This window comes from Neisseria sp. 83E34 (assembly GCF_001308015.1).
Taxonomy (GTDB): Bacteria; Pseudomonadota; Gammaproteobacteria; order Burkholderiales; family Neisseriaceae; genus Neisseria.
The window spans coordinates 133227-160199 of record NZ_LGYH01000003.1 but is presented as its reverse complement, the minus strand read 5'-3'; the positions used below and the strand labels follow the sequence as shown (position 1 = coordinate 160199).

The following is a 26973-nucleotide window of genomic DNA, read 5'->3' as shown; positions in this document are numbered from 1 at the left end:
CTACAATGCTGGCTGCATGATTCACATTCACTCGGAACCATAATGAAATTATCCCCTGCTTTAGAAGAACGCTACTGCACCGAACAACTCTCTGCCGGAGCCGCCCAAAGATTGGCTCAGGAAATCGCATTCGGCCCCATCGTGTTCCAAGTTTCACGGCTGATGGTTAAATTCGGCATTCTCGACCGCTTAAACGAGCGGCAAGCAAACGGCATGTCTTTAGACGAAATCGCCGAAAGCGCCGGTCTGAGCCGCTATGCTGCGCAGATATTGCTTGAAGCATCTTTGTCTATCGGCACCGTGCTTATTCAAAACGATAAATATGTCATCAGCAAAGCCGGCTGGTTTCTGATTAAAGACAAAATGTCGCGCGTCAATATGGAATTTGTGCAGGAGATCTGTTATCAAGGCATGTTTGATTTGGAAGCCACGCTGCTGAGCGGCAAACCTGAAGGGCTGAAAGTATTCGGCCAATGGCCGACGATTTACGAAGGCTTGTCCCAGCTTCCGCCTCAAGCGCAGGAAAAATGGCTGGCATTCGATCATTTTTATTCCGACAGTGCCTTCCCCGAAGCTTTGAAAATCATCTTTTCCAAGCCGGTCAAGCGCTTGCTTGATATCGGTGGCAACACCGGCCGCTGGGCGCAGCAATGCGTTGCATACAACCCTGAAGTAGAAGTAACCATTATGGATCTGCCGCAACAGCTGGGCTTAATGCGCGAAGCCGTAGCAGGCAGCCCCGGCGCGGAACGCATTCACGGCCACCCTGCCAACCTGCTCGATGCTTCCGTACCCTTTCCGAAAGGTTTTGATGCTATATGGATGAGCCAGTTTCTCGACTGCTTTTCCGAAGATGAAGTTACCAGCATCTTGCACCGTTCCGCACAGTCGATGAGCAGCCACACTGACCTATACATCATGGAACCGTTCTGGGATAGGCAGCAATACGAAACCGCAGCCTATTGCTTAACCCAAACCAGCCTCTATTTCACCGCACTGGCCAACGGCAACAGCAAGATCTACCATTCCGAGGACATGATTCGCTGCATCCACAATGCCTGTCTGAAAGTCGAAGCCGTTCATGACGGCTTGGGAATGGGGCATACGATTCTTAGGTGTAGAAAAATTTAAATACAATAATGCCTGTCTGAAAAACATTTTCAGACAGGCATTGTCATTAAAGAATCACTGCATATCAGCCTTTAAACACCGGCGCCCACCCCCACTGGCTAAACAGTTGCGCCGCAATATTAATCACACCGAACAAAAACACCCACACCATCAGCCAAACGCCGCCATACACATGGTAATGATCGTTAATGCCGAATTTCTTGCGCGCTTTATACAACATCATGGCCGGAACAATAGAAGTCCACACTGCTGCCGCCAAGCCCACATAGCCGATTGCCGTTACAAAGCCGGTGGGCAGCCACAAACACAGAAGTAAAGGCGGTAAAAAAGTGATGGCGGCAGTTTTGGTACGTCCCGCAAAATCGTCGGCAAATTTAAACATATCGGCCAAATAATCAAACAAACCCAGGGTCACGCCCAAAAAGGAAGAAGCAATCGCCATATAAGCAAAAAAACTCAAAATCTTTGCCATCGACCCCACTTGCACATAATTCGCCAGATTCTCAATCAATACACTCACATCGCCATCTGCAGCAATAACCGGCGCAAAAGCCGAACGCGGCAAATTACCTTGAACCGCCAGCTGCCATAAAATATAAATAACCAATGCAATCAGCGTACCCAGCCACAAAGCTTTCGCTACCTTAGGCGCATCGTGATCAAAATATTTCAGCAAGCTGGACACATTGCCGTGAAAACCGAACGAAGCCAAACAAACAGGCAGTGCGGCAGCAATGTAAATCCAATAAGGCGTATCAGCTGGCGCAGCAGCATCCAGCAAAACCGGTATTTGCACCGAACCGAGCAATCCTCCGGTTGCCCAGAAAAACGCAATAATCATCCCGCCCAATAACACGCTCGCCACACGATCCACCAAGCGTGCCGAAAGCCACACACATCCTGCAAAAACCACCGTAAACAGCAGCTGCCCCACATATAAAGGTTGCTCGGAAGCCGTAAGTGAACCGACTGTTTGCGCCGTAAGGTTACCCCCCACAAAAATATAAGCGTAAGTGAGCAGATAAAGCACAAACGCCACCGCCAACCCGTTCACAATATTCCAGCCTTGGCCGAGCAAATCCTTCACCATCGTGTCAAAGCTCGAACCATGCGAATAATGGGTGTTTACCTCCAAAATCATCAAACCACCCGACAACATGGAAAACCATGTATATACCAGCACTATTAACGAGCCGATAAACCAAATACCGGAAGTAGCCGTGGGATTCGCAAACATGCCGGCACCAATAACTGTGCCGGCAATTAACAAAGCGCCACCAATAAGCGACGGTTTTTTGGCAGACATTCTTGTCCTTTCATCTATTTTTAGAAACAGGTTAAAGCATTTATTTTCTTCATGAGCTTAACGGCTATGAAACTGAATTTTCGACACAAGGCGGTAAAACGAGACAACGCTGCATATTATGCAACCACAAATTAAATGGTCTTCACAGCAGAATACAAAATGAGCCTGAGTATATAACTCAGGCTCTGAATTTGGCTCCCCGACCTGGGCTCGAACCAGGGACCTGCGGATTAACAGTCCGTCGCTCTACCGACTGAGCTATCGGGGAATAGAAATAAATTATAACCCGCCTATTTTACTCTGTCAAGCATTAACCACATCTCTATTACTTTTCAGACAAGCATCCGTTTACTCACGGTGATACGGGTGGTTATTCAAAATGGTTTCGGCACGGTAAAGCTGTTCAGTTAACAACACACGCACCATTCCATGCGGCAAGGTCATATTAGACAAACGCATCATCAAACAGGCTTTTTGCTTCAAAGCATCAGTCATACCGTCCGCACCGCCGATCACAAAGCAGATATGCTCCCCATCACGCTTCCATTGAGCCAGATATCCGGCAAGCTCCACCGAAGTAGGTGCTTTTCCGCGCTCATCCAGTACCACCACAAAAGCGCCATTCGGTATTGCTTCCAAAATTCTGCGCTCTTCAGCCAACATACCTTGCGCGGCATTCACACCGGCACCCCGTTTTTCCGGCTTGATTTCTTTAATTGTATATTGAATATCCCTTCCAAATCTTTTGGAATACTCCTTCACCGCTTCATCAACCCAGCCCGGCATTTTGGTGCCTACTGCTAAAACCGTGATATTCATCGCATAAATCTGCTGTTTTATTGGTTAATTATCTGCTGCATGCCAAGGCTTCTGCGCACCGGCATGAAAAGATGGTTTCTCACCACCCCATAAAGCTTCGATATCGTAAAAATCACGTACCGCAGGCAGCATCACATGTACCAGCAAGTCTCCCGCATCAACCAATGCCCACTCACCTGAATCCTGCCCTTCGCTGCCTAGAATTTCAAAACCGGCTTCTTTTAAATCCACCGACACATTATTAGCCAACGCTCTTACTTGTCGGGTGCTGTCACCACTGGCAATAATCATGCGTGAAAACAAAGAAGTCTTCTCACTGGTGTCCAACACAATGATATCTTTCGCTTTAACATCCTCCAACGCATTTACAGCAATATCCGTCATACGTTGCAAATTTTGTAACTCTTGTTCTGTCATTTAGTTTCCTGAAATAAATTAATGATTTACTAGCAAGCGGCTATTTCTAAACCGCCCTATAAAATCCTCTGACTAATACACCGATGAAAGGCCGAATACTTCGCATTATAACCGAATGCTTCACTTTTCAGACAGGCATCACGATCAATGTACCTCTTTTCTATTGATTGAATATATGCCTGTCTGAAAAAATAAGCCGGGCATACACCCGGCTTATCCCGATTAACCTGTTTAATCGTTATGATTATTTTGATTCTGCTTGCGGCGTAACATGGCCGGGATTTCTAAGTCATCCAAAATGGCTTGATTGGAGAAATCAGCGGCCGACAAATCCATTTTCCGTGTACCACGACCCGAACGAATCACATTATCCAGATTTGGATAACTACGCTCTCCCATCATTCTTGCAGCCGCCTCCATTTCATCCAACTCATTGGAAGAGTACGCTGCTTGGCCACGACCTGAATGGCTCGCGCCAAAAGCTTGACCGCGGGCATTCTGACGCAAACCGCCCTGATGAGCAGGCTGTGTATAATTTTCTTTCAAACCGGTCGCAATAATGGTAACGCGGATTGCATCTTCCGGCATGTCCTCATCTTCCGATGTGCCGTATTTACGCTCCGAATCAGGGTGCGCATATTCATTTACCACACGCATAATCTCGCGGTATTCAGACATTTTTAAGCAGCCCGGAGCAGTCGTAATATTTACCAACACACCGCGCGCGCCATCAAGGCTGACATTATCCAACAGAGGGCTTGCAATCGCCTGCTCGGTAGCTAAACGTGCACGATCAACACCTTGCGCCGAACCTGAACCCATCATAGCCATACCGGTAATGCTCATCACATTTTTCACGTCGGCAAAGTCAAGGTTAATAAAGCCGGGACGGGTTACCACTTCAGAAATACCCGCAACCGCAGCATGCAATACATTGTCTGCCGCTTGGAACGCTTCGCGCACAGTAACGTCTTCACCTAAAGCAGTCATCAATTTATCATTCGGAATCACGATCAATGAATCTACTTGGCCTTTCAGCTGTTCAATACCTTGGTGAGCGATATTGATGCGCTTGCCTTCATGCTCGAACGGACGGGTAACAACAGCAACTGTTAAAATACCCAGCTCTTTAGCAATTTCAGCAACAACAGGTGCCGCACCGGTGCCTGTACCACCGCCCATACCTGTTGTGATAAACAACATATTGGCTCCGCGGATGGCATCGGCGATAGCTTCACGGTCTTCTTGAGCTGCTGCACGACCCACTTCCGGATTGGCACCCGCTCCCAAACCGCGAGTAAGATTAGTACCCAATTGAATACGTTTTGGTGCTTGGTTTTTGCCCAAAGCTTGCGCATCAGTATTTGCGCTGATAAATTCAACACCGGCAATGGTGTTGTTAATCATATTGTTAATCGCATTGCAGCCGCCGCCGCCAATGCCGATCACTTTAATTACCGCAGGGCTTGCGGCAGACTCTACTACGTCGTAAACCAAATCCATTTAATATGCTCCTCAGCGCCCTGCGTTAGGACGTACAAAAATTTTTGCAAATAAGTGTTATTATAAAGAACTCTTTATTACTTGTATACTTGGCAAAAGCGTTCTTTTCGGCATCTTGAGCGATTGTTATAACTACTTCACGCAACTTTCAATTAAAAGTTATTTCTTAACCAATCTCTGATTTTAGTCCACAAACTTTCTTTATTGTTACCAACGGCTACCGCACCACTCACACTCTTACCTTCCAACTCTCCGCGAGCCGCCTGCAACAAACCGATAGCCGTAGCATAGCGTGGATTTCTTATGCGCTCCGACACGCCAGCCATATCTTGCGGCACACCAATACGGGCCGGCACTTGGAAAATTTCTTCTGCCAATTCAACCATACCCGGCAACAAAGATGCTCCGCCGGTCAGCACCACGCCTGAATTCAACACTTCTTCCGGGAAACCGGAACGGCGCAATTCATTAAGCGTCAGTTCCAAAATTTCTTCTACACGCGGACCGATCACTTGGGCCAGCACACTGCGGGGCACTTGACGCATCGGCCGGTCGCCTACACTGGGCACTTCCACCATTTCATCTTCCATGTCCATATCAGCAATCGCCAAACCATGGTGGATTTTGATGTATTCGGCATGCACATAAGGTGTTCTCAAAGCATGAGCAATATCACTGGTAATCAAATCGCCTGCTACCGGAATCACAGCAGTGTGGCGGATGGCACCATTGGTATAAACGGCGATATCTGTGGTACCGCCACCGATATCAATCACGCATACGCCCAAATCTTTTTCATCCTCAGTCAACACCGCCTGCCCGCTCGCCAATGGTTGGAGCATGATTTGCTCCATATGCAAGCCGCAGCGGTTGACACATTTTTGAATATTCTGCAAAGCAGTAATGGCACCGGTGATAATGTGCACACGGGTATCCAAGCGCACACCGCTCATGCCTATCGGCTCTTTGACACCCGGCTGGTTGTCAATGATGTATTCCTGCACTACGGTATGTAGGATATTGTGATCAGGCGGGATATTGATGGCTTTGGCAGTTTCAATCGCGCGATCGATGTCGGCTTGAGTTACTTCACCGTCTTTGATTTTGACCACACCTTGGGAATTCATACTGCGAATATGATTACCTGCAATACCGGTGGTTACACTATCAACCTTGCTATCAGCCATCCGTTCGGCTTCTTCCATTGCCTGCTTAATGGCCTGAGCAGTCGCGTCGATATTGGTTACCATGCCTGCTTTCAAGCCGCGCGAAGGCGCCTGCCCCAAACCGACGATATGGATTTCGTTGTCATCTCCTATCTCGCCTATCAGAGCAATCACTTTAGATGTGCCGATATCCAATGCGCTGATGTATTGTTTGTTAATCATAATATTCCATTCGATGAATTCGATTTGTTAATCTTCTTGTTGGTTTTCGTTCGCTGCAACCGTGTTGCCGGCTGCCTTTTTGCGTATGGCAAAGCCGTCTTTATAGCGCATATCCACATAATCCAATACGGTTTGTTGCGGTTTTAATATGCTGCGCCACACTTCGGTAAATCGGGTTAGGCGCTCTTTTTCTTTTTCGCGCCCGAGGTGGACGGTAATATGGTTGTCCAACTCTACCGACCAAGCGGAACGGGGGGTATAAATCAGTTTCTGGATTTTCAAATTTAGCGGAACAAGCTGCTGTTGAAACAATTCGTAATGTTCCACCATATTTTTTTCTGTGCCGGGCTCGCCTTCAAATGCCGGAAACACTTCATCGCTGGATGCTTTGAAAATTTTTCCGCTGCTGCTGACAAGCCTGCCGTCTTTCCAACGTGCTACCGGCTGGTGCTCTGCCAACTGGATTTCTACCGTGTCGGGCAATCGTCGGCTGACTACAACCGTATCTATCCAGGGCATGGATTCAAATGCAATCTGAGCGCCGTTTAAATCTGCCTGAAAAATATTGCCACGCATATATTTTTGTGCAATTTTTTCTAATTCCGCGCTATTTGTGCGTGCCAAACTGCCTTCTATTTTAACCTGTTTAATAGGGAAATAGTTGGAATTATATAACCACGCAATAATTACACCCAAACACAGCACAACGGCCAGCAAAATCAGCCAGCCTCTGAACCGGCGAAAGGGTTTGAGTTTATCCGACATGTGCACTCTTTAGTATTTCTACGCACAAATCAGCAAACGATATGCCTTGTTGCGCTGCTGCTTTCGGAACCAAACTGGTGGCCGTCATGCCCGGTAGGGTGTTTACCTCAAGTAAATAGAGCTTGCCTTGTTCGTCTTTCAAAAAATCGACACGCCCGTTACCTTCTCCGCCTATTGCTTCAAATGCACGGATGGCCAGTTCGCCCATCAATTTTTCGTCTGCCTCGCTCAAATCAGAGGGGCAAAGGTAAACCGTATCATCACGCTCGTATTTGGCTTCTTTATCGTAAAACTCGTTTTGCGGAATAATCCGTATACTGGGCAGGGCTTTGCCGTTGAGCACGGAGCAGGCATATTCGCCGCCGCCGATAAATTTTTCCGCCAATATTGCGCCGTGCATATGCTTGATGGATTCATAAGCGGCTTTGAGGCTGCCGGCTTCTTTCACCTTAATCACGCCGACGCTGCTGCCTTCTGCGGCAGGCTTGGCAAAAAGCGGCAAACCAAGCTCGCGCTCTACTGCGTCGAAATCCGTATCATCGGTTAAGACAGCATAATCAGGCACCGGCAGATCCAGCGCTTTCCAAAGCAGCTTGCAGCGGTATTTGTCCATACCGATAGCGGAAGCCAAAACGCCGCAACCGGTGTAAGGTATGCCAAGCATTTCCAAAGCGCCCTGCACCACGCCGTCTTCACCATAAGTGCCATGCAGAATATTAAAGGCAACATCGAATCCCTGAGTTTTCAATTCACCCAGCGGCGTTTCTTTCGGGTCAAACGCATGGGCGTCGATGCCTTTGCTTTTCAAGGCCGCCACAATCGCCCCGCCGCTGTTTAACGAAACGTCGCGCTCACTGGAAAAACCGCCCATCAACACGGCTACTTTACCGAAATCCTGCATGTACCATCCTTTAATTTATATACTCTAGAATGCCTGTCTGAAAAAGCCCGGCGAGTTTTCAGACAGGCATTATTCATTCTCTATTTGCAAGCGTCCACCAAAGCCTGTGCGGTTTTGTTAATGCTGCCCGCACCCATAGTCAACACCACATCACCGTCTTGCAGCACATTCAGCAAGGTTTGCGGCAACTGGTTCACATCTTCGCAATACATCGGCTCCAATTTGCCCAACACGCGGATGGCGCGGGCCAATGCGCGGCTGTCGGCTGCAACAATCGGCTCCTCACCTGCTGCGTACACTTCAGTCAGCACCAAGCTATCCACGGTAGTTAATACGCCGACAAAATCTTCAAACAAATCACGGGTACGGGTATAGCGGTGCGGCTGGAACGCCAACACCAAACGTTTATCGGGATAAGCACCGCGCGCCGCTGCCAATGTGGCCGCCATTTCAACCGGATGGTGGCCGTAATCGTCAACCACCAAAGCTTTGCTGCCTTGCGGCAAGGTAATTTCGCCATAACTTTGGAAACGGCGGCCCACTCCGGCAAAACCGGCCAAGCCTTTCCGAATGGCGTCCACGCCTGCACCACATTCCAGCGCTACGCCGATAGCAGCCAGCGCATTCAACACATTGTGGCGGCCGGGCATGTTCAAAACAACGCCAAACGGCTCGATACCGCTTTTCGGCGCATGCACGGTAAAGTGCATCTGTGCGCCTTCGGCGCGCACATCGGTTGCATAAATATCGGCCGATTCGTCTAAACCGTAGGTGGCAAAAGGCTTGCTGACCTTCGGAATGATGGCGTGCACATGTTCACTGTCGATACACAAAAACGCTTTGCCGTAAAAAGGCATGCGGTGAATAAAATCCACAAACGCCTGATGCAGCTTTTCAACGCTGTGGTCGTAGGTTTCCATATGGTCGGTGTCGATATTGGTTACCACCGACATGACCGGCGTCAGATGCAGAAAAGAGGCATCGGATTCGTCTGCCTCAGCCACGATATATTGACCATGCCCCAGCTGGGCATTGGTACCCGCAGCGGTTAACTTACCGCCGATCACAAAAGTGGGATCCAAGCCTGCCGCTGCCAAAATGGAAGCGGTAAGGCTGGTGGTGGTGGTTTTACCGTGCGTACCGGCAACGGCGATGCCTTCGCGGAAGCGCATCAGCTCGGCCAACATCAAAGCGCGCGGAATCACGGGGATTTTCTGCGCCAGCGCTTCCACCACTTCAGGATTGTCACGCTTAACCGCAGTGGAAGTAACCACCACATCGGCGCCGTTAACATGCTCTGCCGTGTGGCCGGGGTAAACCTGAATGCCCAAACCGGCCAAATGGCGTGTTACGGCACTTTGCGCCTGATCGGAGCCTGAAACGGTAAAACCGAGGTTGTGCAGCACTTCGGCAATGCCGCACATTCCCGAGCCGCCGATACCGACAAAATGGATGTTTTTCACTCTGTTTTTCATCATATCCGTGTTCCAATCTGCGCTTTTCAGACAGGCATTCGCATTGCTGCGCACGCCTATGTTATTCAATTTTTAAAATCCATTATTTTAAAGTGTGCAAAGAAGATACGCTATGATTTTTATACGCGCATGAAGATATTTTTCAGAAACTTACTTTCCCGCTATTCGGATATGGGCCGGCGACAGTTTAAATAAATATTTTGCGCCTTTGCTGTATACGGCCAATCACAGTACATGTTAGAAATCGTCGCATTGTTTACACAACAGATTGGAAGAATAAGAGAAGGCCGTCTGAAAACGCCTGCAATCGTTTTTAGACGGCCTTGCATGGCGGGCTTTCAGCCCTGCTTACGCTTACTTCTGCATCTCTAGATCCCACTTAAGCCGTTCAAGCCCAGTATTCTGTGCCGTCTTCCGGGTCTATCCAAACGGCGTAGGCGGGACAATCACCGAGAACAAACCAAATGCTCATATCAATTTCTCCCAAGTAGGTTTCTTTGTACTGCGGTCCTTGAGGCCACCATTCTGCCGCAGGCGGCCATACGGCTCTAAAAATCTGCTCCCACTCTTCGGGCGTATGTTCGATAATCTTGTTCTCGCGCTGCAGTTTCAGATGGCCTCGGCGGAGCAGTTCTTTAAACAGTATAAAAAAGGCTTCCGTCTGCTCTTCAAAATCATCGGAAAAATCTTCGATAATCCACCATAAAACATCCATGGCGACACCGGCATTATTCAATGCCCGCCGAACGTCGGTTTCAAGACGTGCTTGATATTTGTGCTTAATATTTTCTTGCCGGTTCATTTAAACTTTATCTCCCTTTTTTAAATTACCTTCATTAATCATACTGTTAAGTTTCTTATCTTTATAATATCTCTATCGTCCATCTCGGCTGACTGCCGTCAGGCAAAAATGTGCTGGATACCGAACGTACATTAATGGTCGCTCCCTCCGCTGTTTTGATATACCAACGCCCTTGTGAATTTGAAACAGAGGTTAATTTCCCGCCGCCCAACTTCCCAGCATACGCAAATACTTCTTTCTGCAACTGCGCGTTGCCGATTTTGCTACTGCCGAATACCCGGGTCGTATAGCCAATAAACTTTAAAATCAGCATATCCGCCATACTTGGGGCAAGCCCGAGTATGAAGCATGTACTGCTTTTAAATTGATTGGCCATATAACAAAAATGCCTGTCTGAAATGTTTTCAGACAGGCATTTTGCCTTTATCAATACTCCGCGGAATGCCAAAACGGCTGCCCCACGGTGGGTGTACTGGCCTGCGCCTGTTCACGAGGCTGCACGGGTTCGGCTTCGTATGCCAAGCGCCCCGCTTCCACTGCCAACGCAAACGCGCACGCCATATCGGTTGGGCAGCCTGAACGGGATACGGCGGTATTGAGCAATACGCCGTCATAACCCCATTCCATCACCTGCGCCGCCTGCGAGGGCAAACCCAAACCCGCATCAATAATTAGCGGTGTTTCAGGCAGGCGTTCGCGCAATACTTTCAGCGCATATTCATGCACCACACCCAAGCCGGTGCCGATCGGCGCTGCCCACGGCATTAGGGCTTGGCAGCCCGCATCCAGCAGGCGGCGGCAGGCGATCAGGTCTTCCGTGCAATACGGCAGCACTTTAAAGCCGTCATCGATCAGGATTTTGGCGGCCTCGACGAGTTGGAACACATCGGGCTGGAGTGTGTCGTCGTCGCCAATCAATTCAAGCTTAATCCAATCGGTTTCAAACACTTCACGCGCCATTTGGGCTGTGGTTACGGCTTCCTGAACGCTTTGGCAGCCTGCGGTGTTCGGCAGAATCGGAATGTTCATTTCCTGAAGCAAATCCCAAAAACTCTGCCCGTATGTTTCGCCGCCCGAACCGGCACGGCGCAGCGACACGGTAATCATGGCGGGCTTGGCAACGGCCACCGACCGGCGCAGCACTTCGGTGGTGGGATAGGCGGCGGTGCCCAGCAGCAGGCGCGAAGGGAAGGTTTGATCGTATAAGATAAAGTTTTTCATGGGAATTCTTTCGAGGGTGATGCCTGTCTGAAAACGGTTTATCCGCTGATTAACGCTCTTTCCAAATCGGGGTTGTTCTCTCTGGGCACGGGGCGCGGGTTGCCTTCACTGTCTATCGCCACATAGGTGAACACGGCTTCGGTAACCAGCTTGCGCGCATTGTCTACATTATCGTGCATGGGTTTTTTAATCCACACTTCGATTTTGATTTGCAGCGAAGTGTTCCCTACCTTCACACAATAGCCGTAGCAGCACACGACATCTCCGACGCTGACCGGCCGGATAAACGCCATTTTTTCCACCGCCACGGTAACGACGCGTCCCTGAGCGATTTCGGCTGCCAGAATGCCGCCGCCGATGTCCATTTGCGACATAATCCAGCCGCCGAAAATATCGCCGTTGGGATTGGTGTCGGCCGGCATGGCGAGGTTGCGCAGCAGCATGCTGCCTTTTGGGGAGGTGTGTTCGGTTGTTGTATTCATTATTAGGTTCTCTTTTCCGGCGCCCATGCCTGATAACGCGGCAGGTCGTGATTGTCTTGTGTCCACGGGCAGTCTTGTTCCGTCCAGATATGGTACGACGGTCGCACGCCCGGGTCTTCATGCAATGTGGTTACACGCAGGGCGATGTGCGGCAAACTTGTGCGGTCGCTCAAGAGCATGGTGCCGCATATCGAGCAGAAACGGCGGTGTTTTCCGGGGCTGGATTCGTAAGCCGACAATTTGTCTTCGCCCTGAATCCAGCGGAAATGTTCGCGCTTGACCGCGCCGCCTGCGATATAGGGCGCGCCTTGCTGAATCTGACAGGTGCGGCAATGGCAGAATTGGATAAACTGAACTTCGTCGGCTTCATACTGCACCGCGTCGCACAAACAGCTTCCTTTCATCACCGCACTCCTTTTCAGACAGGCATCAACCGCCCACGACGGGTTTGACGATATCGACTTTGTCGCCTTCGTTCAACACCGTTTCAACATAACTGCCTTTCGGCACAAACCCTGTGTTCACCGCCACGGCAAACGGCTTGGCCGGCTCGGTTTGCGCGATTAAATCGGCCACCGTTTGCCCGCCAAACTCAACAGATTCGCCGTTCAATATAATCTTCATAGCCACCTCTTGGGATTGATTGGAGCGTCTACACACTACTGATAGCAGCATGATGCCTGTCTGAAACACGGTCGCCCGTTTGTTATCATGCGGTTTTCAGCCGGCACTTGCCGCTCAATTAATAGATTGCGGCTTGGTTCGACATTTCAATATAAGCCAACGCGGTTTCAGAATCCTGCGGCAAAGGCCTCTCACCGGCCATCAAAGCCAAAGCCAGCCGCACCGCCGCTCCGGTTACAGCCGGCGCAATCATAAAACCGTGGCGGAACAGGCCGTTCACTTCCATCACCCGTGTTTCGCGGTTGAAACGGATTTCGGGATTATGATGGTTTAAGGTCGGCCGCAAGCCTACCGCCATTTCCAAAACCTGCGCCTCGCCAAACGCCGGATGCACTGCATACAGCGCCGATAACAATTCCAAACCCGAACGCACGCTCACCGGCGCGCGGCTTTCGCTTTCAATCTGGGTGGCGCCGATCACAAACACATGCTGCTCTTTCGGCGCAATATAAAGCGGATAGCGCGGATGCAGCAGCCGCACGGGGCGGTTGAGCGAAATTTCCGGCGCATACACACGCGCCACTTCGCCGCGTATGCCGCGCAGCCTGCTATGCGAAGGTGCTGCAGCCCGATTCCACACACTTTGCGCGCCGATGCCGCGGCAGTCGATGACCCATTGATAGGTTTGCTGCAAAGTCTGCACGTCGGTTTCCGTGTGCCAATGGCAGGTAAGCTGCTGCTCCAGCGAGTCGGCCAAAGCCAGCAGCACCTGACGCCCGTCGAGCTGCCCTTCTTCGGGCAGGTAAATGCCTGTCTGAAAACGCGGGGCAAGCTGCGGCTCGTGTGCGGCAATGTCCGCGCGCTGCCAATGCTGCGCCACATCGCCCGCCCCGCGGCGCAAATGCTGCTCAAACTGAACCGCCAACGGCTTATCCTGCGGGTGCCACACAATCAGGCTGCCGTTTTGCTGCATAAACACAGGCTTATCCAAGCGGCTTAAAATATCGCGCCATAAAGGAATGCTCTGCCTGCCCAGCTGCACCACCAAAGGCGTGGCCTCCACCGATTCCGCCGAAGGCGCCAGCATGGCTGCCGCCACAAACGCCGCAGCATCGCTGCCTTCGCGCGAACCTTTGTCGAATACATCCGCCTTAATGCCCTGCTGCATCAGCTGCCAAGCCACCAAACGGCCTACCAGCCCGCCGCCCAATACGGCGATTTCAGCAACTTTGTCACGCTCGAAGGCAGGCGATTCTGTTTTCATCTCAAACAACCTCATTCCAAAATAATGTTTTTGCCGCGCAGATTATCCAAACATTCCGCCAGATAGGCATCATCATGTTCCGGATACAGCGGCGTGTGCTGCGGCACAGGCGCCAACTCGGTATAGGGCGGCTCGTTTTTCCCCCGATACAAAGGGTCGAACCAGCGCTCGTCGGGCCGATATCCCCGCCGCAACATTTCCTGCATCACCAATTGATGATACAGAAACAATAAATAAGGGGAATGTGCAAACACATAATTTACCGTGGCATGCGGCTTACGCCAGCCGCCGCCGCGCAAAGCCGCGCATTCCCTATGCTGCCCCAGCAATTGGGCGCGGGGCAGCTTTTCAATCAAATCCTGATGCCACAGCCTCATGAAGCCGATTGCTCCGGCCAATCTGCCATTTCCAACACGCTGAGCCCCGGCAGGTCGGCAAAACCTTTGTCGCGCACAATCTGGCAGAAGTTTTCCAGATAGCTTTTGCCCGCGTCTTCCGCACGCATCGCAGCATAAAGCTCGCTTTGCAGGCCGTTGCGGGTGATTTTGCGCGAAATCACATAGCCTTTTTCCAGATACGGCATCACCGTCCAATAAGGCAATGCGGCAATCCCGCGGCGGCTTGCCACCAATTGCACGATGGCAATCGTTAATTCGCTGTGGCGGCGCGGCGGGTTGATGCCTTCCGGCAGCAGCACTTTACGCAACAAATCCAGCATATCGTCGGGCACAGGGTAAGTAATCAACGTTTCACCGGCCCAATCTTGCGCCTCCCACACTTCTTTTTCTGCCAAAGGATGATCGGGCGCGCAAATGCCCACCATTTCGTAAGCAAACAAAGGCTGGTAGGCAATGCCGGTTTGCGGCACCGCTTCGGAAACAATGGCCAAATCGGCGCGGTGCGTGAGCAAAAGCCCCACCGGATCAGCCTGAAAGCCCGACACAATATCCAATTCCACCTGCGGCCACAAGGGGCGGAACACGCCCATTGCGGGCATCAGCCAATCGAAACAGGTATGGCATTCCACCGCGAGCCGCAATTCGCCCGCTTCGCCTTCGATAATCTGCGCCATATCACGCTCTGCAGCAGCCACTTGCGGCAGCAGGTCGCGCGCCAGTTTCAGCAGCCGCTCGCCCGCCGGTGTGAAACGCAGCGGGCTGGACTTGCGCTCGAACAGCGGCGTTTCGTAATAATTTTCCAACGCCCTGATTTGGTGCGACAGCGCCGACTGCGTTAAAAATACGCGCTTGGCCGCCAGCGACACGCTGCCGGTTTCTTCCAAAGCCAGCAGGGTTTTGAGGTGGCGCAATTCGATAATGGATTCCATAGCTTTTCAGACTGGCATAAACGAAGGCCTATATTAAAATAATTCATACTGACATGCAAATGATTGCAAATAAAGCATGCCTGTCTGAAAATTATTTTCAGACAGGCATCAATATTGTGTTTAGCTTATTGAAGCGCCACCCGCTAGCCGCCGGTCAGCGCCATCACGCGGATGATTTTTTTGGGGTTTTCTACAAACTCATGTTTCTCCGGCTTTTTCAGCACAGCATAGCGTATCGCCTGTTCCAATTCGGCATCGGTGCAGCCCTCGCGCAGCATCGGGCGCAGGGCTACTTTGTCTTCCTGCCCTAAGCACAAATGGATATTGCCGGTGGCGGAAAGGCGTACACGGTTGCAGGTGGCGCAAAAATGCTGGCTCATTGGCGTAATCAAGCCGAGGGTAAAACCGCCGCTGCGGCTTTGCCAATAACGGGCCGGGCCGCCGCCGATTTTGCCTTCAAACGGTATTAAGTCAAATCGCTGCTGCAAATCGGCCAATACGGGCTGGAGGTTCACTTTGGCCTGCGCCTGCCCGGTTTCGCCCATGGGCATAGCCTCAATCAGGTTGAGGATGAAGCCGTGTTTGATGCAAAACGCAACCATATCGTCCAAATCTTGGTCGTTAATGCCTTGCAACGGCACCATGTTGATTTTGATACGCTCGAACCCTTCTGCTTTGGCGGCTTTGATGCCTTCAAGCACTTGCAGCAGACAATCGGTGCCGGTGATGCTTTGCACGCAGTCGCGGCGCAGGCTGTCGAGGCTGATATTGAGGCGGCGCACGCCGGCTTGATGCAGCGCGTGCGCGTGTTTGTGAAGCTGTGTGCCGTTGGTGGTAAGCGAGATATCTTCCACACCGCTTTGGCGGTTAATCTCGGCCACCAAGTCGGTTAAACCTTTGCGCAGCAGCGGCTCGCCGCCGGTTAAGCGGAAACGCTTGGTACCCAGCCGGGCAAACGCTGCGGCTACGCGGCCGATTTCTTCGATAGTCAGCCAGTCTTTGGGAACGGCGAAACCTTTGAAACCTTTAGGTAGGCAGTAGGTGCAGCGCAAATCGCAACGGTCGGTTACGGATATGCGCAGGTAATCTACGGTGCGGCCAAATGCGTCGGTTAACATGGTGTGCTCGCTTGGTGTGTTGGTGCTCCGGTCGTAGCTGAAGCTGCGGAAACATCGGCTTTGCCAGCCGTGGCGCCAAAGTTAGTTATCAACTATATGTTTGATTCTATGCTGATTTGCAAAGATTGTTGATGCTGCCTTGTATTTAGTATCTAGTTATTTTGATGTATGGCAATGCCTGTCTGAAAGGTTAGGAAGCGGTTCGGCTGAGAAAGCAAACTGGGCGAAAATATGCGGCTAAACCACTTGTTTTGCAACAAGAGCGTCGTACTCGGTTTTAACACAATCATGACAGGAAGCAATCAGAATAATGAATGCCTGTCTGAAAACGGGCAACGCGGGTTTCTGCGAAGCTAAAACTGTTTTCAGACAGGCATGGTTTGTCGGCGGCGGCTTCCGGCCGGTGCGCACTTACGCAGCGGCCTGCACGGAAAATTCCTCCTCAACCCGGCTCAAGGCTCGATAGCAAGGTTCGAGCAGGTTGGTAATCATCACAAGCTGCTGCCACAAAACATTGCTCTGCTCATCGTGGTATTCGATGTTATGCAAAACATCCAACTGCCGGCGGATGGCCGCCATACGCTCGGCAAAGTCTTCCGGCTTCAAATCGCTGATGCGCTCCAGCATGTCGGCCAGCTGATCGGCTACTTCAAAGAAAACGCCGAGAAACGCTTGGTCGGTTTCGTTTTTATGAATTTGATTGCGGTAGGCACCCAGCGCAGAAATATAGCCGATCAGCGAATAATTGATTTTCAACAGGCTGAAACCTTGTTGCAAACAATCACCATATTTTTCCGGCTCGCCCGACATATCCGACAAAGTGCTCGACAAAGCAGCCGCACGTTCGTGTGCGTTGCGGCGGGCTGTGCGGTAGAGCACATGGTCGCCGCCGCCGTTTTTCAACTGCTCCAAAATGCTTTTCAAATAGCCGGCATTGCCTTTCACCGCCTGCACACCGGTTTTATTCAAAGCCAGATAATGCCAGTCCGGCCAGAGGTAGGACACGGCAGCCCAAGCCAGCATCGCGCCGATAATGGTGTCGACCATCCGCCAGGGAATCGCGCTAACAGTATCAAAGCCGGCAATCGAAAAGCTGGTAAGCGCCTGTATCGTGATGAAAAACGTAGAATAGCTGTATTTATTGGTGCGGAAGAAATAAAACAGCGTGGTTGATGCCACCACCACAATCAGCTTGGTTTCCAGCGAAGGCGTGAAATAAGGCAAAATAGAGCCTATCAGCACGCCCGCCAGCGTGCCGATAATGCGCTGCTTGAGCCGCTTTTGCGTGGCCGAATAGTTGGGCTGGCACACGAATACGGCAGTCAGCAACACCCAATAGCCCAAATGCAAATGAGTAATTTCCACCAAAGCGCAGCACACCAGCGTAATCAGTGCCATGCGTACGGCATGGCGGAACGTAGCCGATTCCAAATTAAACTGACCGGATAAAGCCTTCAGAATATTGCGCAACCCGCTGGTTTCGTGGTGCGCGATTCGGGTGGCGTCGCCGCTCTGCTCCTGCTCGGGATTGTTTTCCAGATTGCCGAGCTGGAGGTTCACACCGTTGAGGTTGGCCGCCAGCCTTTGCAAAGGATGCACTTCGCTTTCCTCGTGACTTGCCGCGTAATATTGCAGCGATTGAGTCAGGCCTTTTGCAGAGCGTGCCAAGCGTTCGTCGTAAGTATAAGCAGTATTATTGCGTAGGGCGGCAGCCACATCGCGGCACGCTTGCGCCTGTAATTCGAGCAAACGCTGGAAGCGGAAAATCAAATCGCTGTTTTTCAGCTTTTCGGCCATTTCCTGATACTGAACATGGCTGGAGCTGGCACGCTCGTGAATATCCTGCGCGGCAAAATAATAGCGCAGCATGCGGCTGGTGCGCGGATGGCGGTGCTGGCCGCGCATACGGTAAAACAACGCGCTTCGGCACTGGTTGAAAGCCTGAATCACGCGGCTGTTTTTCATCGCCAGCCGGATTTGCTTCTGCTCGATCTGCCACACTTCGTCGGGGTCGAAAAAATCGGCTTTGCCATCCAGATAATCCGCCAGCGCAGAATACGCGGCAGCCATATTTTCCTGCACGGGGCGGTGTGGGAACACCACATGGCAAAGCAGCGTCATGCCGCTATACAGCAGCGTGCCGATCAAAATCATCAGCGAATTAATGTAAAGCGGCTGCTCCGGTTCGTAAGTGAGCAAGGTATAAACCGCCACCGCCAGCGTGCCGAATGCAATCGTACGATAGCGCACACCTGCCGCGCCGATAAAGGTGAACGAAAACGCCAAAAGCGTCATCACCGGCACCAGCGCCCACGGCTTACCCACGGAAAGCTGCGTGGCCAGCGTGGACACGGTAAACGCCAAAAGTGTGATGAAAATATTTTTGATGCGGCCTGTGAGCCGGTTATCCAAATCCACCAGTCCGCCCGCAATCACACCGAGTACCAGCGGAATCGCTTCTATACTCAGATTAAAATAACGTATTGCCAGCGCGGCGACGCACACGCTCAAAAAAACCGGCAACGTGGCAATCACTTTGGCGTTTACCGGCGGCGTTTTAACCATTAACCTCATAAATTATAAGCACTCAAAATGCCTGTCTGAAAACATTGAGCTATAGTCAACCAACTTACATAATAACAACACCGTCATACTCGGGCTTGCCCCGAGTATGACGAGTGTACTATTTTTAAGTTGATTCTCTACATACAACCGAACCCTTCATGCGGATTCAACTTTTTCAGACAGAGGTGACATTATCCCATTCTATAAATTAACTATCTGATTTGGCGCCTGATAGACTCGGCAATCAAGTCTGCCATTTTGCTGCTGGCGCCCCTGTGCCTGCCCACGAAGGCCTCAGCCGCATCAGCGTAGCTTTTGCGCTCTTCTTCATTCAGCAGCCAACGGCTCACCACGGCATGCCATTCCTGCGCACTGAATATCTGTTTGGCTGCGCCCGCCGCTTCCGCGCCTTTGCAGGTATCGGCAAAATTATAAATAGATGCGCCGAACAAAGTGGGCACTTTGCAGGCAATCGGTTCGATAATATTCTGGCAACCCGCATCCACCAAGCTGCCGCCCACAAATGCTACATCGGCGCACAGATAATAAGCAAACATCTCGCCCATACTGTCGCCCACCCACACTTGCGTATCCGGCGCCACCGGCTGCCCGTCGCTGCGTTTTTGCGTTTTAAACCCTAATGCTCGCGCCGTTTCATACACTTCGTCGAAACGCTCTGGATGGCGCGGTACCAACACCAAAAGCGCATCGCCGTGATAACCTTGCCATGCCTTGAGCAGCATTTCCGCTTCGTTCTGCTCTTTATAAACCCGGGTGCTGCCGCACACCACGACCGGCCGCTCGCCAATGCGCGCCTTAAACGCCGACGCAGTTTGCTTGGCCGAAGGCGGCGGCGCAATATCGTATTTGGAATTGCCGCACACGTGCACATTGGATGCCCCGATTAGATGCAGCCGCTCCGCATCGGCAGCCGTTTGCGCATAGCAGCCGCTGAGCGTCTGCATGGCAGGCTCGACCAGCGAGCGGATTTTCAAATAACCCCGCTGCGATTTTTCAGACAGGCGTGCATTCGCCAAAAACAAAGGCACACCGGCGTTAGCGCACTCATGCATCAAATTCGGCCAGATTTCGGTTTCCATCAAAATGCCGAAACACGGCTTGTGTTCTTTCAAAAACTGCCGGATATAAGCCGGCTTGTCATAAGGCAGATAACGACATTGCGCATCCGGCAGCAATTTTTGCGCGGTTTCCCGGCCGGTGGGTGTCATCTGCGTCATCAGAATCGGCAAATCAGGAAAATGCTTGCGCAAAACCTGCAAAAGCGGCTCCGCCGCCCTCGTTTCCCCTACCGACACGGCATGCACCCAAATTGCACCTTTCACAGGTTTGACATAAGGTTCACCGAAACGCTCGCCCCAATGCGCCAAGTAAGCAGCATTCTTCTGCCCCCGCTTTTTCAAATAGCGGCGGATAAAAAACGGGGCAATGTCCCATAAGCGTGTATAAAAACTTCTGATATTCATAGGCGCAGACACAATCGCACACAACAACTTGTTATTGTACCCTTTAATCAACCATCATTCATTGCAATTTCAAACAAAATGCCTGTCTGAAAAAATTTCAGACAGGCATCCAATCATTCTCAATCAACCGTTATCACGCAGAATACGGCGTATCGCAGAAAGCTGTCGGCGGCTGATAGGCAGCGGGTCGGGTATATCCAAAACTTGCGCCCCCCAGCTTGCATTACCCTCATCATCGTCATCATCCAAGCGGATCAGGCAATCCAGCGTGTGGCGGAACACCAGCGCATTGCGGTGCACACGGATAACCTTGTCGCCCAACACTTCTTCCCAGTGCACCAGCGTTTTCGGCAGATCATAGCTCTTACCGTCACCCGTAAACAAAAATACCGTTTTATGCTCAGCCAATAAATAGCGCGCCTGCTGCCAAGGAATCTCCACCATACGGTCGCGGCTAAACACTTTGAAATGCGTAAATCCGCCGCCCTCTTCCTCTTCTTTTTCACTCACACGCGCCAAAGCCGTTTGCAAGCGGCTGAGTTTGATCGGCTTGAGCAGATAATCCGCCACCGCCAGCTCAAACGCACGCAACGCATGCTCTTCATAAGCCGTTGTGAAAATCACATGAGGCTGTTTTTTCGCAACGCGCTTAATCCGCTCGGCAAACTCCAAGCCGTCCATCTCAGGCAAGCCGATGTCTGCAAAAACAATATCCACCTCATGCACACTCAACCATTCCAAAGCGGGTTGGGCATGATGGAATGTTTTCAACAATACAACTTGGCATTCCTCAAGCAACACACGCAAACGCTCTGCGGCCAAAATTTCATCTTCTACAATAATCGCGCTGGGCATAATATTCTTTTTGGTTGTTAGTTGGAATAATAATATCGTACCGCGGGAAACTACGGATATCAATATTTAATTAGTTATCATTGTATCCGTATAGGATACTTTCATGTGCGGAAATACCGCAACAATCTGCTGAATATGTAAGCATTTTACGCGACAATTACCGACATTACTACAACTTTGCAAGAAGATGAACTTTGTTTGATTTAAATCAAATTTTAAAATCTGAAGATGGTGCGTCAAAACCAAAGAAAAAGCCCCGCAATTAAGCAGGGCTTTTTATAAATCTGGTTGCGGGGGCAGGATTCGAACCTACGACCTTCGGGTTATGAGCCCGACGAGCTACCATGCTGCTCCACCCCGCGTCTGAAGGATGTAAATATATTCCCTATCTATAAACTTGTCAACCCCTATCCATAAATTATCAACCGTATGCATGCCTGCCTGAAAAATGGTTTCAGACAGGCATGCATAATTTTCGCTTTGGATTCATTAGCATATATTGACAATAGAATCAATTAGGATCATCAACTCCAAAATCCTATGTATGACATTTTTTGTCCGCTAACAAACAAGATTAAATAACCCAGCCATGCAAAAGGCTTAAGACTAGAGTAAATTTTAGCCGCAGCTATATCATAAAATCACAAAGAAAAATCTCATCACGCCCCTCTTGCTTTAAAAATAGAAAAATGCCAAACTAACTTAAAAATATCAAACCTTATGCCTAAATTTAAAAAAATATTGATATTTTTAATATATAAATAAAACAACAACGGTATTTTCGTTTCAAAAAAAATCAACCACAAATATACCGCCCGAACGCAGGAGAAACATCATGGAGCATCATGCACACAGCTATCTGGCCCGCGAGCCGGACACACAAGGTTTTATACACTATCCACCCGAAGAACATGCTGTTTGGCAGGATTTGATTGCCCGCCAGCAAGCTGTCCTGCCCAACCGCGCGTGCCCGGAATATCTTAACGGGCTAGCCAATCTGGATTTACCGCACCACAACATTCCCCAATTAGGCGACATCGACTCCGTTTTGCAGGAAACCACCGGCTGGCGCACCGCTGCCGTACCCGCACTGATCTCTTTCAGGCGTTTTTTCGGCTTGCTGGCAGACAAAGCGTTTCCGGTGGCCACATTTATCCGGTGCAGGGAAGATTTCGACTACATTCAAGAACCTGATATTTTTCATGAAATTGTCGGACATTGCCCTTTGCTCACGCACCCTGCTTTTGCCGCTTTTAACGAAACCTACGGCAAGCTCGGTCTAAATGCCGACAAAACCGAGCGCGTGTTTCTGGCAAGGCTGTATTGGTTTACCATCGAATTCGGTTTGGTCGGCCGCAATCCTACCGAACGCCGTATCTACGGCGGCGGCATACTCAGCTCGCCCGCCGAAACCGAATACGCGCTAAGCGGCCAACCCGAATACCGCGAATTCAATATTATCGATGTGTTGCGCACCCCTTACCGCATCGACCGTATCCAGCCGATTTATTATGTAATCGACAGCATCGACACACTGTTTGACATTGCACAAACCAACATCATGGAAGCCATGCGCTCGGCGATGGCAAAAGGTTTGTTTACTCCGCATCCCAGCCTGCTGGATCAGCATCCGCCAAAACCATGCCTGTCTGAAAACCACCGCACCAAACCCAAACTAAACTAGGAGAAACCACATGAACGAACTAGCCAAACAACCATGCGAAGCCTGCCGTGCCGACGCACCTAAAGTCAGCAATGAAGAGCTGGCCGAACTGATACGCATGATTCCGGAATGGCAGCCGGTTGTAATCGACGGGATATTGCAGCTGAAGCGCGTATTTACTTTCAAAAACTTCAAACAAGCCATGGCCTTCAGCAACCGGCTGGCCGACTTAGCCGAAGCCGAAGGCCACCATCCCGGCATTTTCACCGAATGGGGCAAAGTAACCATAACCTGGTGGTCGCACAGCATCAAAGGTCTGCATCGCAATGATTTCATCATGGCCGCCAAAACAGACGCCCTTTTAGAAGCATAAACACCATCACCACCAATGCCTGTCTGAAAACTTTCAGACAGGCATTTTGTTATAATCACAACCTTTAGTTCCCTCATTATTGATACACACCATGCAGCAGCCCGACTTCACCCAAACGCTCTCCCGCGACCGCCATTTCCTGCAAAACGCCTTCAAAAACCCCAAACGCTTCGGCGGCATCGAAGCCGTGCAGAAAAAATACCAAAAATCGCACGACACGTTTTTAAAACGCCAAACCGCGCTGCCCAAGCCGCAGTATGACGGCACGCTGCCGGTGCACGAACGTTTGGACGACATCAAAGCAGCCATTCAAAACCACCAAGTAACCATTATTTGCGGCGAAACCGGTTCGGGCAAAACCACCCAACTGCCAAAAATCTGCTTGGAGTTGGGGCGCGGTGCGGCCGGTTTGATCGGGCACACGCAGCCGCGGCGGTTGGCGGCGCGTTCGGTAGCGGAGCGGATTGCCGAAGAATTGGGCAGCAGCATCGGCCAAACCGTAGGCTATAAAGTGCGCTTCAACGACAACACCTCGCGCGATGCCTATGTGAAGCTGATGACCGACGGCATTCTGCTTGCCGAAACGCAAACCGACCGCTTCCTCACCGCCTACGACACGATTATTATTGACGAAGCCCACGAACGCAGCCTTAACATTGATTTTCTGCTCGGCTACCTGAAACAGCTTTTGCCGCGCCGCCCCGATTTGAAAGTTATCATCACCTCGGCCACCATTGATGCCGAACGCTTTTCCAAGCATTTCAACAATGCGCCCGTGCTGGAAGTGAGCGGACGCACCTTCCCCGTGGACATTCTCTACCGCCCGCTGCATTCGCAAAACGAAGACGAAGCGGAAATCGAGCTGACCGACGCGATTGTCGATGCCGCCGACGAACTGGCGCGGCTGGGCGACGGCGATATTCTGGTGTTCCTGCCCGGCGAGCGCGAAATCCGCGAAGCCGCCGAAGCCCTGCGCAAATCGCCGCTGCGCCGCGACGATGAAATCCTGCCGCTGTTTGCCCGTTTGTCGAACGCCGAACAACACAAAATTTTCCACCCCAGCGGCAACAAACGGCGCATCGTGTTGGCAACCAACGTGGCCGAAACCTCGCTCACCGTACCGGGCATTCGGTATGTGATCGACACCGGCTTGGCGCGGGTCAAACGCTATTCCGCACGCGCCAAAGTGGAGCAGCTTCATGTGGAAAAAATCTCCCAAGCCGCCGCACGCCAGCGTTCCGGCCGCTGCGGACGCGTGTCGGCAGGCGTAGCCGTGCGCCTGTACAGCGAAGACGATTTCAACACCCGCCCCGCCTTCACCGACCCCGAAATCATCCGCAGCAATCTGGCCGCCGTCATCCTTCGCATGGCTGCGCTGAAACTGGGCGATGTGGCCGCGTTTCCGTTCCTCGAAGCGCCGGATCAGCGATATATTAATGATGGGTTTCAGGTGTTGTTGGAACTGGGGGCGGTGGAAGAAGCCGTCTGAAAAGCAAAACCCTTAGCTTGCATTGATAAACCCAAATATCTCAGACAGTATTGGGTTTTGTATCAAATCTCAAAAGATTTACTCGAAAATGAATATTTTTTAACTTCCAGTCAAAAAATATTGCACTTTAAAAGAGTATCTGCTATTATGCCAACCTATGGACGAGCTGCAATCGGCTCGATGCATTTCAAAAGATAATAATCTGATGTACCGAACATGACAGTGGCACTTTCGTGTCGTTTACCCTAAAAGGTAAACTACTTCCGCGTTCTGATTAGGAATGGGTAGCCGAAGTAAAGCTAAGCAACCTGAAGCCTAGTTAAATCACATAAACGACTGGAAGCTGCTTATTGCATTGAAAGCAATGCAATAAGCAGTAATACGAAAGCAACCTGTGCTATCCATACCATTTCTTAACGGTTCGGTATTGTTTGACGACTGGGCAATGTCGCCCTGTTAAATGAAAGATTTATTATGAAAATTCTTTTGAAAAATACCATTGATACTTTAAAACAGTTGAAAATGGAAATGCATGATGATATGGATAGCAGCACACAAGCAAAACTAGACCAAGTTATTCAGGATTTGGAACAGCATGATGATTTGACAAAATCTAAGTTGCTGCAAATTTTGGGAGCAGTCTTGGAATGTTTGCCAGTAATTCGCGGCATTATGCAATTACTGGATAAATAATGGGCTTGGGTGCAACAGGTTGCTTTTTATTATTCTATGATAAGGAGCTAGATAATGAATATTGGTAGAGCGATTAAATTATGTCGCAACCAAAAAGGATTTACCAAAACTAAACTGGCAGAAAATTCTGGATTATCAGTTTCTTATTTAACACTGTTAGAACAGGGTAAGCGAGACCCAAATTTATCTACACTTGAAAAAATCTGCCTAGCTTTACAAATTCCATCAACGGTTTTAATGTTTTTGGCAGCAGATGCAGATGAAAAAGCCGGTATGAGTACAGAATTATCAGAAAAATTATCGGCATTGGCTTTATCTGCAATTGGTGGCAATGATGAATAAACCTGTTTCTTTTTGTTATCCACACAAACCCATAGCCAGTTTAGAAAAACTGGCTATTTGCTTAGGTATTACATTAAAAGAGTTGCTTTATTTACGGCAATATTCTAATTCATTCTATTTCCTGCATGAGCGTAAAGAAAAAGCTGATGGTACTTTTCGGGATACCTATAACGTTCATCATAGATTAAAAATTATTCACGAAAAAATTGCTAAAAAATTTTTCAAAATATTGGATTACCCCGAATATTTGCAAGGCGGAATTCACAAACGCAGCAGTATAACTAATGCTAAACAACACATCGGAATGAACATTCTCATTAAAGAAGACATTTCTAATTTTTTCCCAAGCATCAGCAAAAAAATAGTTCATCAAGTATGGACTGGATTTTTCCACTTTCCTCATGATGTTGCCGATTGCTTAGCTGAATTGGTAACTTATCAAGGATACTTGGTACAGGGAAGTAAGGTTAGTGGCTTTTTATGTAATTTGATTTGGTGGCAGCGTGAAGCAGATTTGGTTACTGAATTTCAAAAGCAAGGACTTGTTTATACAAGGTTTGTTGACGATGTAACGGTTTCTGCTAAAAGGAATTTAAGCAAAGCAGAAACACAAAAAATTATCGGCAAAATTTATTCACTCTTTCATAGTGTTGATGCAAAATCCAATCGAAAAAAGCACAAGGTTATGCATAAAGGCCATCAGCAAACTGTGAATAATATAAATGTTTCAGTAGGCAAGCCAACACTTCCAAAAGAAAAACGAAAAGAAATTCGCGCCATAGTTTTTAAATGCGAACAGGCCTTTCAAAATAAGGAAATACATGTTACTGCTTATGAGAAACTGTTTAATTCAGCCAAAGGCAAGGTATTTCATTTAAAACAATTCCATACAGTACAAGCTGAACAGTTGCTACAACGATTGGATAATATACAGCCGAGATACTTTCAACAGCCTGAAAAATAACA

The 26973-nt window shown here is 49.9% G+C and carries 28 protein-coding genes and 2 tRNA genes; 7 read left to right on the top strand and 23 right to left on the bottom strand.

Features of this window, described 5'->3' with window-relative positions:
* Window positions 1-42: 42 nt before the first annotated feature.
* A complete protein-coding gene (locus tag AKG09_RS04455; protein ID WP_054618267.1) occupies window positions 43-1131 on the top strand; it encodes a methyltransferase in 1089 nt (362 codons plus the stop codon).
* Window positions 1132-1195: 64 nt separating this feature from the next.
* Here the strand turns inward: AKG09_RS04455 and AKG09_RS04450 are convergent, their stop codons facing one another.
* The 23 genes from AKG09_RS04450 to AKG09_RS04340 all read right to left on the bottom strand — a co-directional run bounded on the left by AKG09_RS04450 (window position 1196) and on the right by AKG09_RS04340 (window position 21809).
* Window positions 1196-2437, bottom strand: a complete 1242-nt coding sequence (locus AKG09_RS04450; protein ID WP_054618266.1) for an aromatic amino acid transporter — start codon at window positions 2435-2437, stop codon at window positions 1196-1198.
* Window positions 2438-2629: 192 nt separating this feature from the next.
* A tRNA-Asn gene (locus AKG09_RS04445) sits at window positions 2630-2705 on the bottom strand.
* Window positions 2706-2785: 80 nt separating this feature from the next.
* Window positions 2786-3256, bottom strand: coding sequence for a 23S rRNA (pseudouridine(1915)-N(3))-methyltransferase RlmH (gene rlmH, locus AKG09_RS04440; RefSeq protein WP_054618265.1), 471 nt, complete (start codon window positions 3254-3256; stop codon window positions 2786-2788).
* 24 nt (window positions 3257-3280) lie between these two features.
* Window positions 3281-3673 (bottom strand): ribosome silencing factor, encoded by a 393-nt coding sequence (rsfS, locus tag AKG09_RS04435; protein WP_054618264.1) that lies wholly within the window; start codon window positions 3671-3673, stop codon window positions 3281-3283.
* A 231-nt stretch (window positions 3674-3904) separates the two neighbouring features.
* Window positions 3905-5176 carry a cell division protein FtsZ gene (gene ftsZ / locus AKG09_RS04430; RefSeq protein ID WP_054618263.1) on the bottom strand — a complete coding sequence of 424 codons (1272 nt, stop codon included), beginning with the start codon at window positions 5174-5176 and terminating at the stop codon, window positions 3905-3907.
* Between the two features lie 152 nt (window positions 5177-5328).
* Window positions 5329-6564, bottom strand: a complete 1236-nt coding sequence (ftsA, locus tag AKG09_RS04425) for a cell division protein FtsA (RefSeq protein WP_054618262.1) — start codon at window positions 6562-6564, stop codon at window positions 5329-5331.
* A 27-nt stretch (window positions 6565-6591) separates the two neighbouring features.
* On the bottom strand, window positions 6592-7329 hold the full coding sequence (locus AKG09_RS04420) for a cell division protein FtsQ/DivIB (protein WP_054618261.1): 738 nt from the start codon (window positions 7327-7329) through the stop codon (window positions 6592-6594).
* Window positions 7319-8230, bottom strand: coding sequence for a D-alanine--D-alanine ligase (locus tag AKG09_RS04415; protein WP_054618260.1), 912 nt, complete (start codon window positions 8228-8230; stop codon window positions 7319-7321). The genes AKG09_RS04420 and AKG09_RS04415 overlap by 11 nt, the downstream gene beginning before the upstream one ends.
* 80 nt (window positions 8231-8310) lie before the next feature.
* Entirely contained in the window at window positions 8311-9708 is a 1398-nt protein-coding gene (gene murC, locus AKG09_RS04410) for a UDP-N-acetylmuramate--L-alanine ligase (RefSeq protein WP_054618339.1), read from the bottom strand.
* Between the two features lie 385 nt (window positions 9709-10093).
* The gene (locus AKG09_RS04405; RefSeq protein WP_054618259.1) at window positions 10094-10507 is read right to left on the bottom strand and encodes a DUF596 domain-containing protein; all 414 of its coding nucleotides are present in this window, start codon (window positions 10505-10507) and stop codon (window positions 10094-10096) included.
* 61 nt (window positions 10508-10568) lie between these two features.
* Window positions 10569-10883 carry a hypothetical protein gene (locus AKG09_RS04400; protein WP_054618258.1) on the bottom strand — a complete coding sequence of 105 codons (315 nt, stop codon included), beginning with the start codon at window positions 10881-10883 and terminating at the stop codon, window positions 10569-10571.
* 50 nt (window positions 10884-10933) lie between these two features.
* Window positions 10934-11728: a thiazole synthase gene (locus AKG09_RS04395; protein ID WP_054618257.1), complete on the bottom strand. Its 795-nt coding sequence runs from the start codon at window positions 11726-11728 to the stop codon at window positions 10934-10936.
* A 38-nt stretch (window positions 11729-11766) separates the two neighbouring features.
* Window positions 11767-12210: an acyl-CoA thioester hydrolase YciA gene (gene yciA, locus AKG09_RS04390; protein WP_054618256.1), complete on the bottom strand. Its 444-nt coding sequence runs from the start codon at window positions 12208-12210 to the stop codon at window positions 11767-11769.
* 2 nt (window positions 12211-12212) lie between these two features.
* Window positions 12213-12614: a GFA family protein gene (locus AKG09_RS04385; RefSeq protein WP_054618255.1), complete on the bottom strand. Its 402-nt coding sequence runs from the start codon at window positions 12612-12614 to the stop codon at window positions 12213-12215.
* Between the two features lie 25 nt (window positions 12615-12639).
* A complete protein-coding gene (gene thiS / locus AKG09_RS04380) occupies window positions 12640-12834 on the bottom strand; it encodes a sulfur carrier protein ThiS (protein WP_054618254.1) in 195 nt (64 codons plus the stop codon).
* Window positions 12835-12952: 118 nt separating this feature from the next.
* Complete coding sequence (locus AKG09_RS04375) at window positions 12953-14098, bottom strand: FAD-dependent oxidoreductase (protein ID WP_054618253.1); 1146 nt, start codon at window positions 14096-14098, stop codon at window positions 12953-12955.
* An 11-nt stretch (window positions 14099-14109) separates the two neighbouring features.
* Entirely contained in the window at window positions 14110-14475 is a 366-nt protein-coding gene (locus tag AKG09_RS04370) for a TIGR02328 family protein (protein ID WP_054618252.1), read from the bottom strand.
* Window positions 14472-15425: a LysR family transcriptional regulator gene (locus tag AKG09_RS04365; RefSeq protein ID WP_054618251.1), complete on the bottom strand. Its 954-nt coding sequence runs from the start codon at window positions 15423-15425 to the stop codon at window positions 14472-14474. Before AKG09_RS04365 ends, AKG09_RS04370 begins: the two co-directional genes overlap by 4 nt.
* A gap of 143 nt (window positions 15426-15568) precedes the next feature.
* The gene (gene moaA / locus AKG09_RS04360; protein ID WP_054618250.1) at window positions 15569-16543 is read right to left on the bottom strand and encodes a GTP 3',8-cyclase MoaA; all 975 of its coding nucleotides are present in this window, start codon (window positions 16541-16543) and stop codon (window positions 15569-15571) included.
* A 411-nt stretch (window positions 16544-16954) separates the two neighbouring features.
* Window positions 16955-19117, bottom strand: coding sequence for a YccS family putative transporter (yccS, locus tag AKG09_RS04355; RefSeq protein ID WP_054618249.1), 2163 nt, complete (start codon window positions 19115-19117; stop codon window positions 16955-16957).
* Between the two features lie 203 nt (window positions 19118-19320).
* Window positions 19321-20592 (bottom strand): lipid IV(A) 3-deoxy-D-manno-octulosonic acid transferase, encoded by a 1272-nt coding sequence (waaA, locus tag AKG09_RS04350; protein WP_054618338.1) that lies wholly within the window; start codon window positions 20590-20592, stop codon window positions 19321-19323.
* 123 nt (window positions 20593-20715) lie between these two features.
* Window positions 20716-21447 (bottom strand): LytTR family DNA-binding domain-containing protein, encoded by a 732-nt coding sequence (locus tag AKG09_RS04345; RefSeq protein ID WP_009115750.1) that lies wholly within the window; start codon window positions 21445-21447, stop codon window positions 20716-20718.
* Window positions 21448-21732: 285 nt separating this feature from the next.
* A tRNA-Met gene (locus tag AKG09_RS04340) sits at window positions 21733-21809 on the bottom strand.
* Between the two features lie 395 nt (window positions 21810-22204).
* Here AKG09_RS04340 and phhA point away from each other — a divergent pair.
* The 6 genes from phhA to AKG09_RS04310 all read left to right on the top strand — a co-directional run bounded on the left by phhA (window position 22205) and on the right by AKG09_RS04310 (window position 26971).
* A complete protein-coding gene (gene phhA / locus AKG09_RS04335) occupies window positions 22205-23131 on the top strand; it encodes a phenylalanine 4-monooxygenase (RefSeq protein ID WP_369814082.1) in 927 nt (308 codons plus the stop codon).
* Window positions 23132-23141: 10 nt separating this feature from the next.
* A complete protein-coding gene (locus AKG09_RS04330; RefSeq protein WP_054618247.1) occupies window positions 23142-23483 on the top strand; it encodes a 4a-hydroxytetrahydrobiopterin dehydratase in 342 nt (113 codons plus the stop codon).
* A 91-nt stretch (window positions 23484-23574) separates the two neighbouring features.
* On the top strand, window positions 23575-24972 hold the full coding sequence (hrpA, locus tag AKG09_RS04325) for an ATP-dependent RNA helicase HrpA (protein WP_082391782.1): 1398 nt from the start codon (window positions 23575-23577) through the stop codon (window positions 24970-24972).
* Between the two features lie 474 nt (window positions 24973-25446).
* Window positions 25447-25665 carry a hypothetical protein gene (locus AKG09_RS04320; RefSeq protein WP_054618246.1) on the top strand — a complete coding sequence of 73 codons (219 nt, stop codon included), beginning with the start codon at window positions 25447-25449 and terminating at the stop codon, window positions 25663-25665.
* Between the two features lie 54 nt (window positions 25666-25719).
* Window positions 25720-26007: a helix-turn-helix domain-containing protein gene (locus tag AKG09_RS04315; protein ID WP_054618245.1), complete on the top strand. Its 288-nt coding sequence runs from the start codon at window positions 25720-25722 to the stop codon at window positions 26005-26007.
* Window positions 25997-26971 (top strand): reverse transcriptase family protein, encoded by a 975-nt coding sequence (locus tag AKG09_RS04310; protein ID WP_231623898.1) that lies wholly within the window; start codon window positions 25997-25999, stop codon window positions 26969-26971. Before AKG09_RS04315 ends, AKG09_RS04310 begins: the two co-directional genes overlap by 11 nt.
* Window positions 26972-26973 lie beyond the last annotated feature (2 nt).

Excerpts from the sequence above, each read along its gene's own strand:
- AKG09_RS04450 (WP_054618266.1), bottom strand. The coding sequence starts at position 2,437 with ATGTCTGCCAAAAAACCGTCGCTTATTGGTGGCGCTTTGTTAATTGCC.
- AKG09_RS04345 (WP_009115750.1), bottom strand. The coding sequence starts at position 21,447 with ATGCCCAGCGCGATTATTGTAGAAGATGAAATTTTGGCCGCAGAGCGT.
- yccS (WP_054618249.1), bottom strand. The coding sequence starts at position 19,117 with ATGAGGTTAATGGTTAAAACGCCGCCGGTAAACGCCAAAGTGATTGCC.
- AKG09_RS04400 (WP_054618258.1), bottom strand. The coding sequence starts at position 10,883 with ATGGCCAATCAATTTAAAAGCAGTACATGCTTCATACTCGGGCTTGCC.
- AKG09_RS04385 (WP_054618255.1), bottom strand. The coding sequence starts at position 12,614 with ATGAAAGGAAGCTGTTTGTGCGACGCGGTGCAGTATGAAGCCGACGAA.
- murC (WP_054618339.1), bottom strand. The coding sequence starts at position 9,708 with ATGATGAAAAACAGAGTGAAAAACATCCATTTTGTCGGTATCGGCGGC.
- ftsZ (WP_054618263.1), bottom strand. The coding sequence starts at position 5,176 with ATGGATTTGGTTTACGACGTAGTAGAGTCTGCCGCAAGCCCTGCGGTA.
- moaA (WP_054618250.1), bottom strand. The coding sequence starts at position 16,543 with ATGTTAACCGACGCATTTGGCCGCACCGTAGATTACCTGCGCATATCC.
- AKG09_RS04330 (WP_054618247.1), top strand. The coding sequence starts at position 23,142 with ATGAACGAACTAGCCAAACAACCATGCGAAGCCTGCCGTGCCGACGCA.
- AKG09_RS04375 (WP_054618253.1), bottom strand. The coding sequence starts at position 14,098 with ATGAAAACAGAATCGCCTGCCTTCGAGCGTGACAAAGTTGCTGAAATC.
- AKG09_RS04370 (WP_054618252.1), bottom strand. The coding sequence starts at position 14,475 with ATGAGGCTGTGGCATCAGGATTTGATTGAAAAGCTGCCCCGCGCCCAA.
- rsfS (WP_054618264.1), bottom strand. The coding sequence starts at position 3,673 with ATGACAGAACAAGAGTTACAAAATTTGCAACGTATGACGGATATTGCT.
- AKG09_RS04320 (WP_054618246.1), top strand. The coding sequence starts at position 25,447 with ATGAAAATTCTTTTGAAAAATACCATTGATACTTTAAAACAGTTGAAA.
- AKG09_RS04405 (WP_054618259.1), bottom strand. The coding sequence starts at position 10,507 with ATGAACCGGCAAGAAAATATTAAGCACAAATATCAAGCACGTCTTGAA.
- thiS (WP_054618254.1), bottom strand. The coding sequence starts at position 12,834 with ATGAAGATTATATTGAACGGCGAATCTGTTGAGTTTGGCGGGCAAACG.
- waaA (WP_054618338.1), bottom strand. The coding sequence starts at position 20,592 with ATGAATATCAGAAGTTTTTATACACGCTTATGGGACATTGCCCCGTTT.
- AKG09_RS04395 (WP_054618257.1), bottom strand. The coding sequence starts at position 11,728 with ATGAAAAACTTTATCTTATACGATCAAACCTTCCCTTCGCGCCTGCTG.
- AKG09_RS04415 (WP_054618260.1), bottom strand. The coding sequence starts at position 8,230 with ATGCAGGATTTCGGTAAAGTAGCCGTGTTGATGGGCGGTTTTTCCAGT.
- AKG09_RS04310 (WP_231623898.1), top strand. The coding sequence starts at position 25,997 with ATGATGAATAAACCTGTTTCTTTTTGTTATCCACACAAACCCATAGCC.
- rlmH (WP_054618265.1), bottom strand. The coding sequence starts at position 3,256 with ATGAATATCACGGTTTTAGCAGTAGGCACCAAAATGCCGGGCTGGGTT.
- AKG09_RS04365 (WP_054618251.1), bottom strand. The coding sequence starts at position 15,425 with ATGGAATCCATTATCGAATTGCGCCACCTCAAAACCCTGCTGGCTTTG.
- yciA (WP_054618256.1), bottom strand. The coding sequence starts at position 12,210 with ATGAATACAACAACCGAACACACCTCCCCAAAAGGCAGCATGCTGCTG.
- AKG09_RS04455 (WP_054618267.1), top strand. The coding sequence starts at position 43 with ATGAAATTATCCCCTGCTTTAGAAGAACGCTACTGCACCGAACAACTC.
- ftsA (WP_054618262.1), bottom strand. The coding sequence starts at position 6,564 with ATGATTAACAAACAATACATCAGCGCATTGGATATCGGCACATCTAAA.
- AKG09_RS04315 (WP_054618245.1), top strand. The coding sequence starts at position 25,720 with ATGAATATTGGTAGAGCGATTAAATTATGTCGCAACCAAAAAGGATTT.
- hrpA (WP_082391782.1), top strand. The coding sequence starts at position 23,575 with ATGCAGCAGCCCGACTTCACCCAAACGCTCTCCCGCGACCGCCATTTC.
- AKG09_RS04420 (WP_054618261.1), bottom strand. The coding sequence starts at position 7,329 with ATGTCGGATAAACTCAAACCCTTTCGCCGGTTCAGAGGCTGGCTGATT.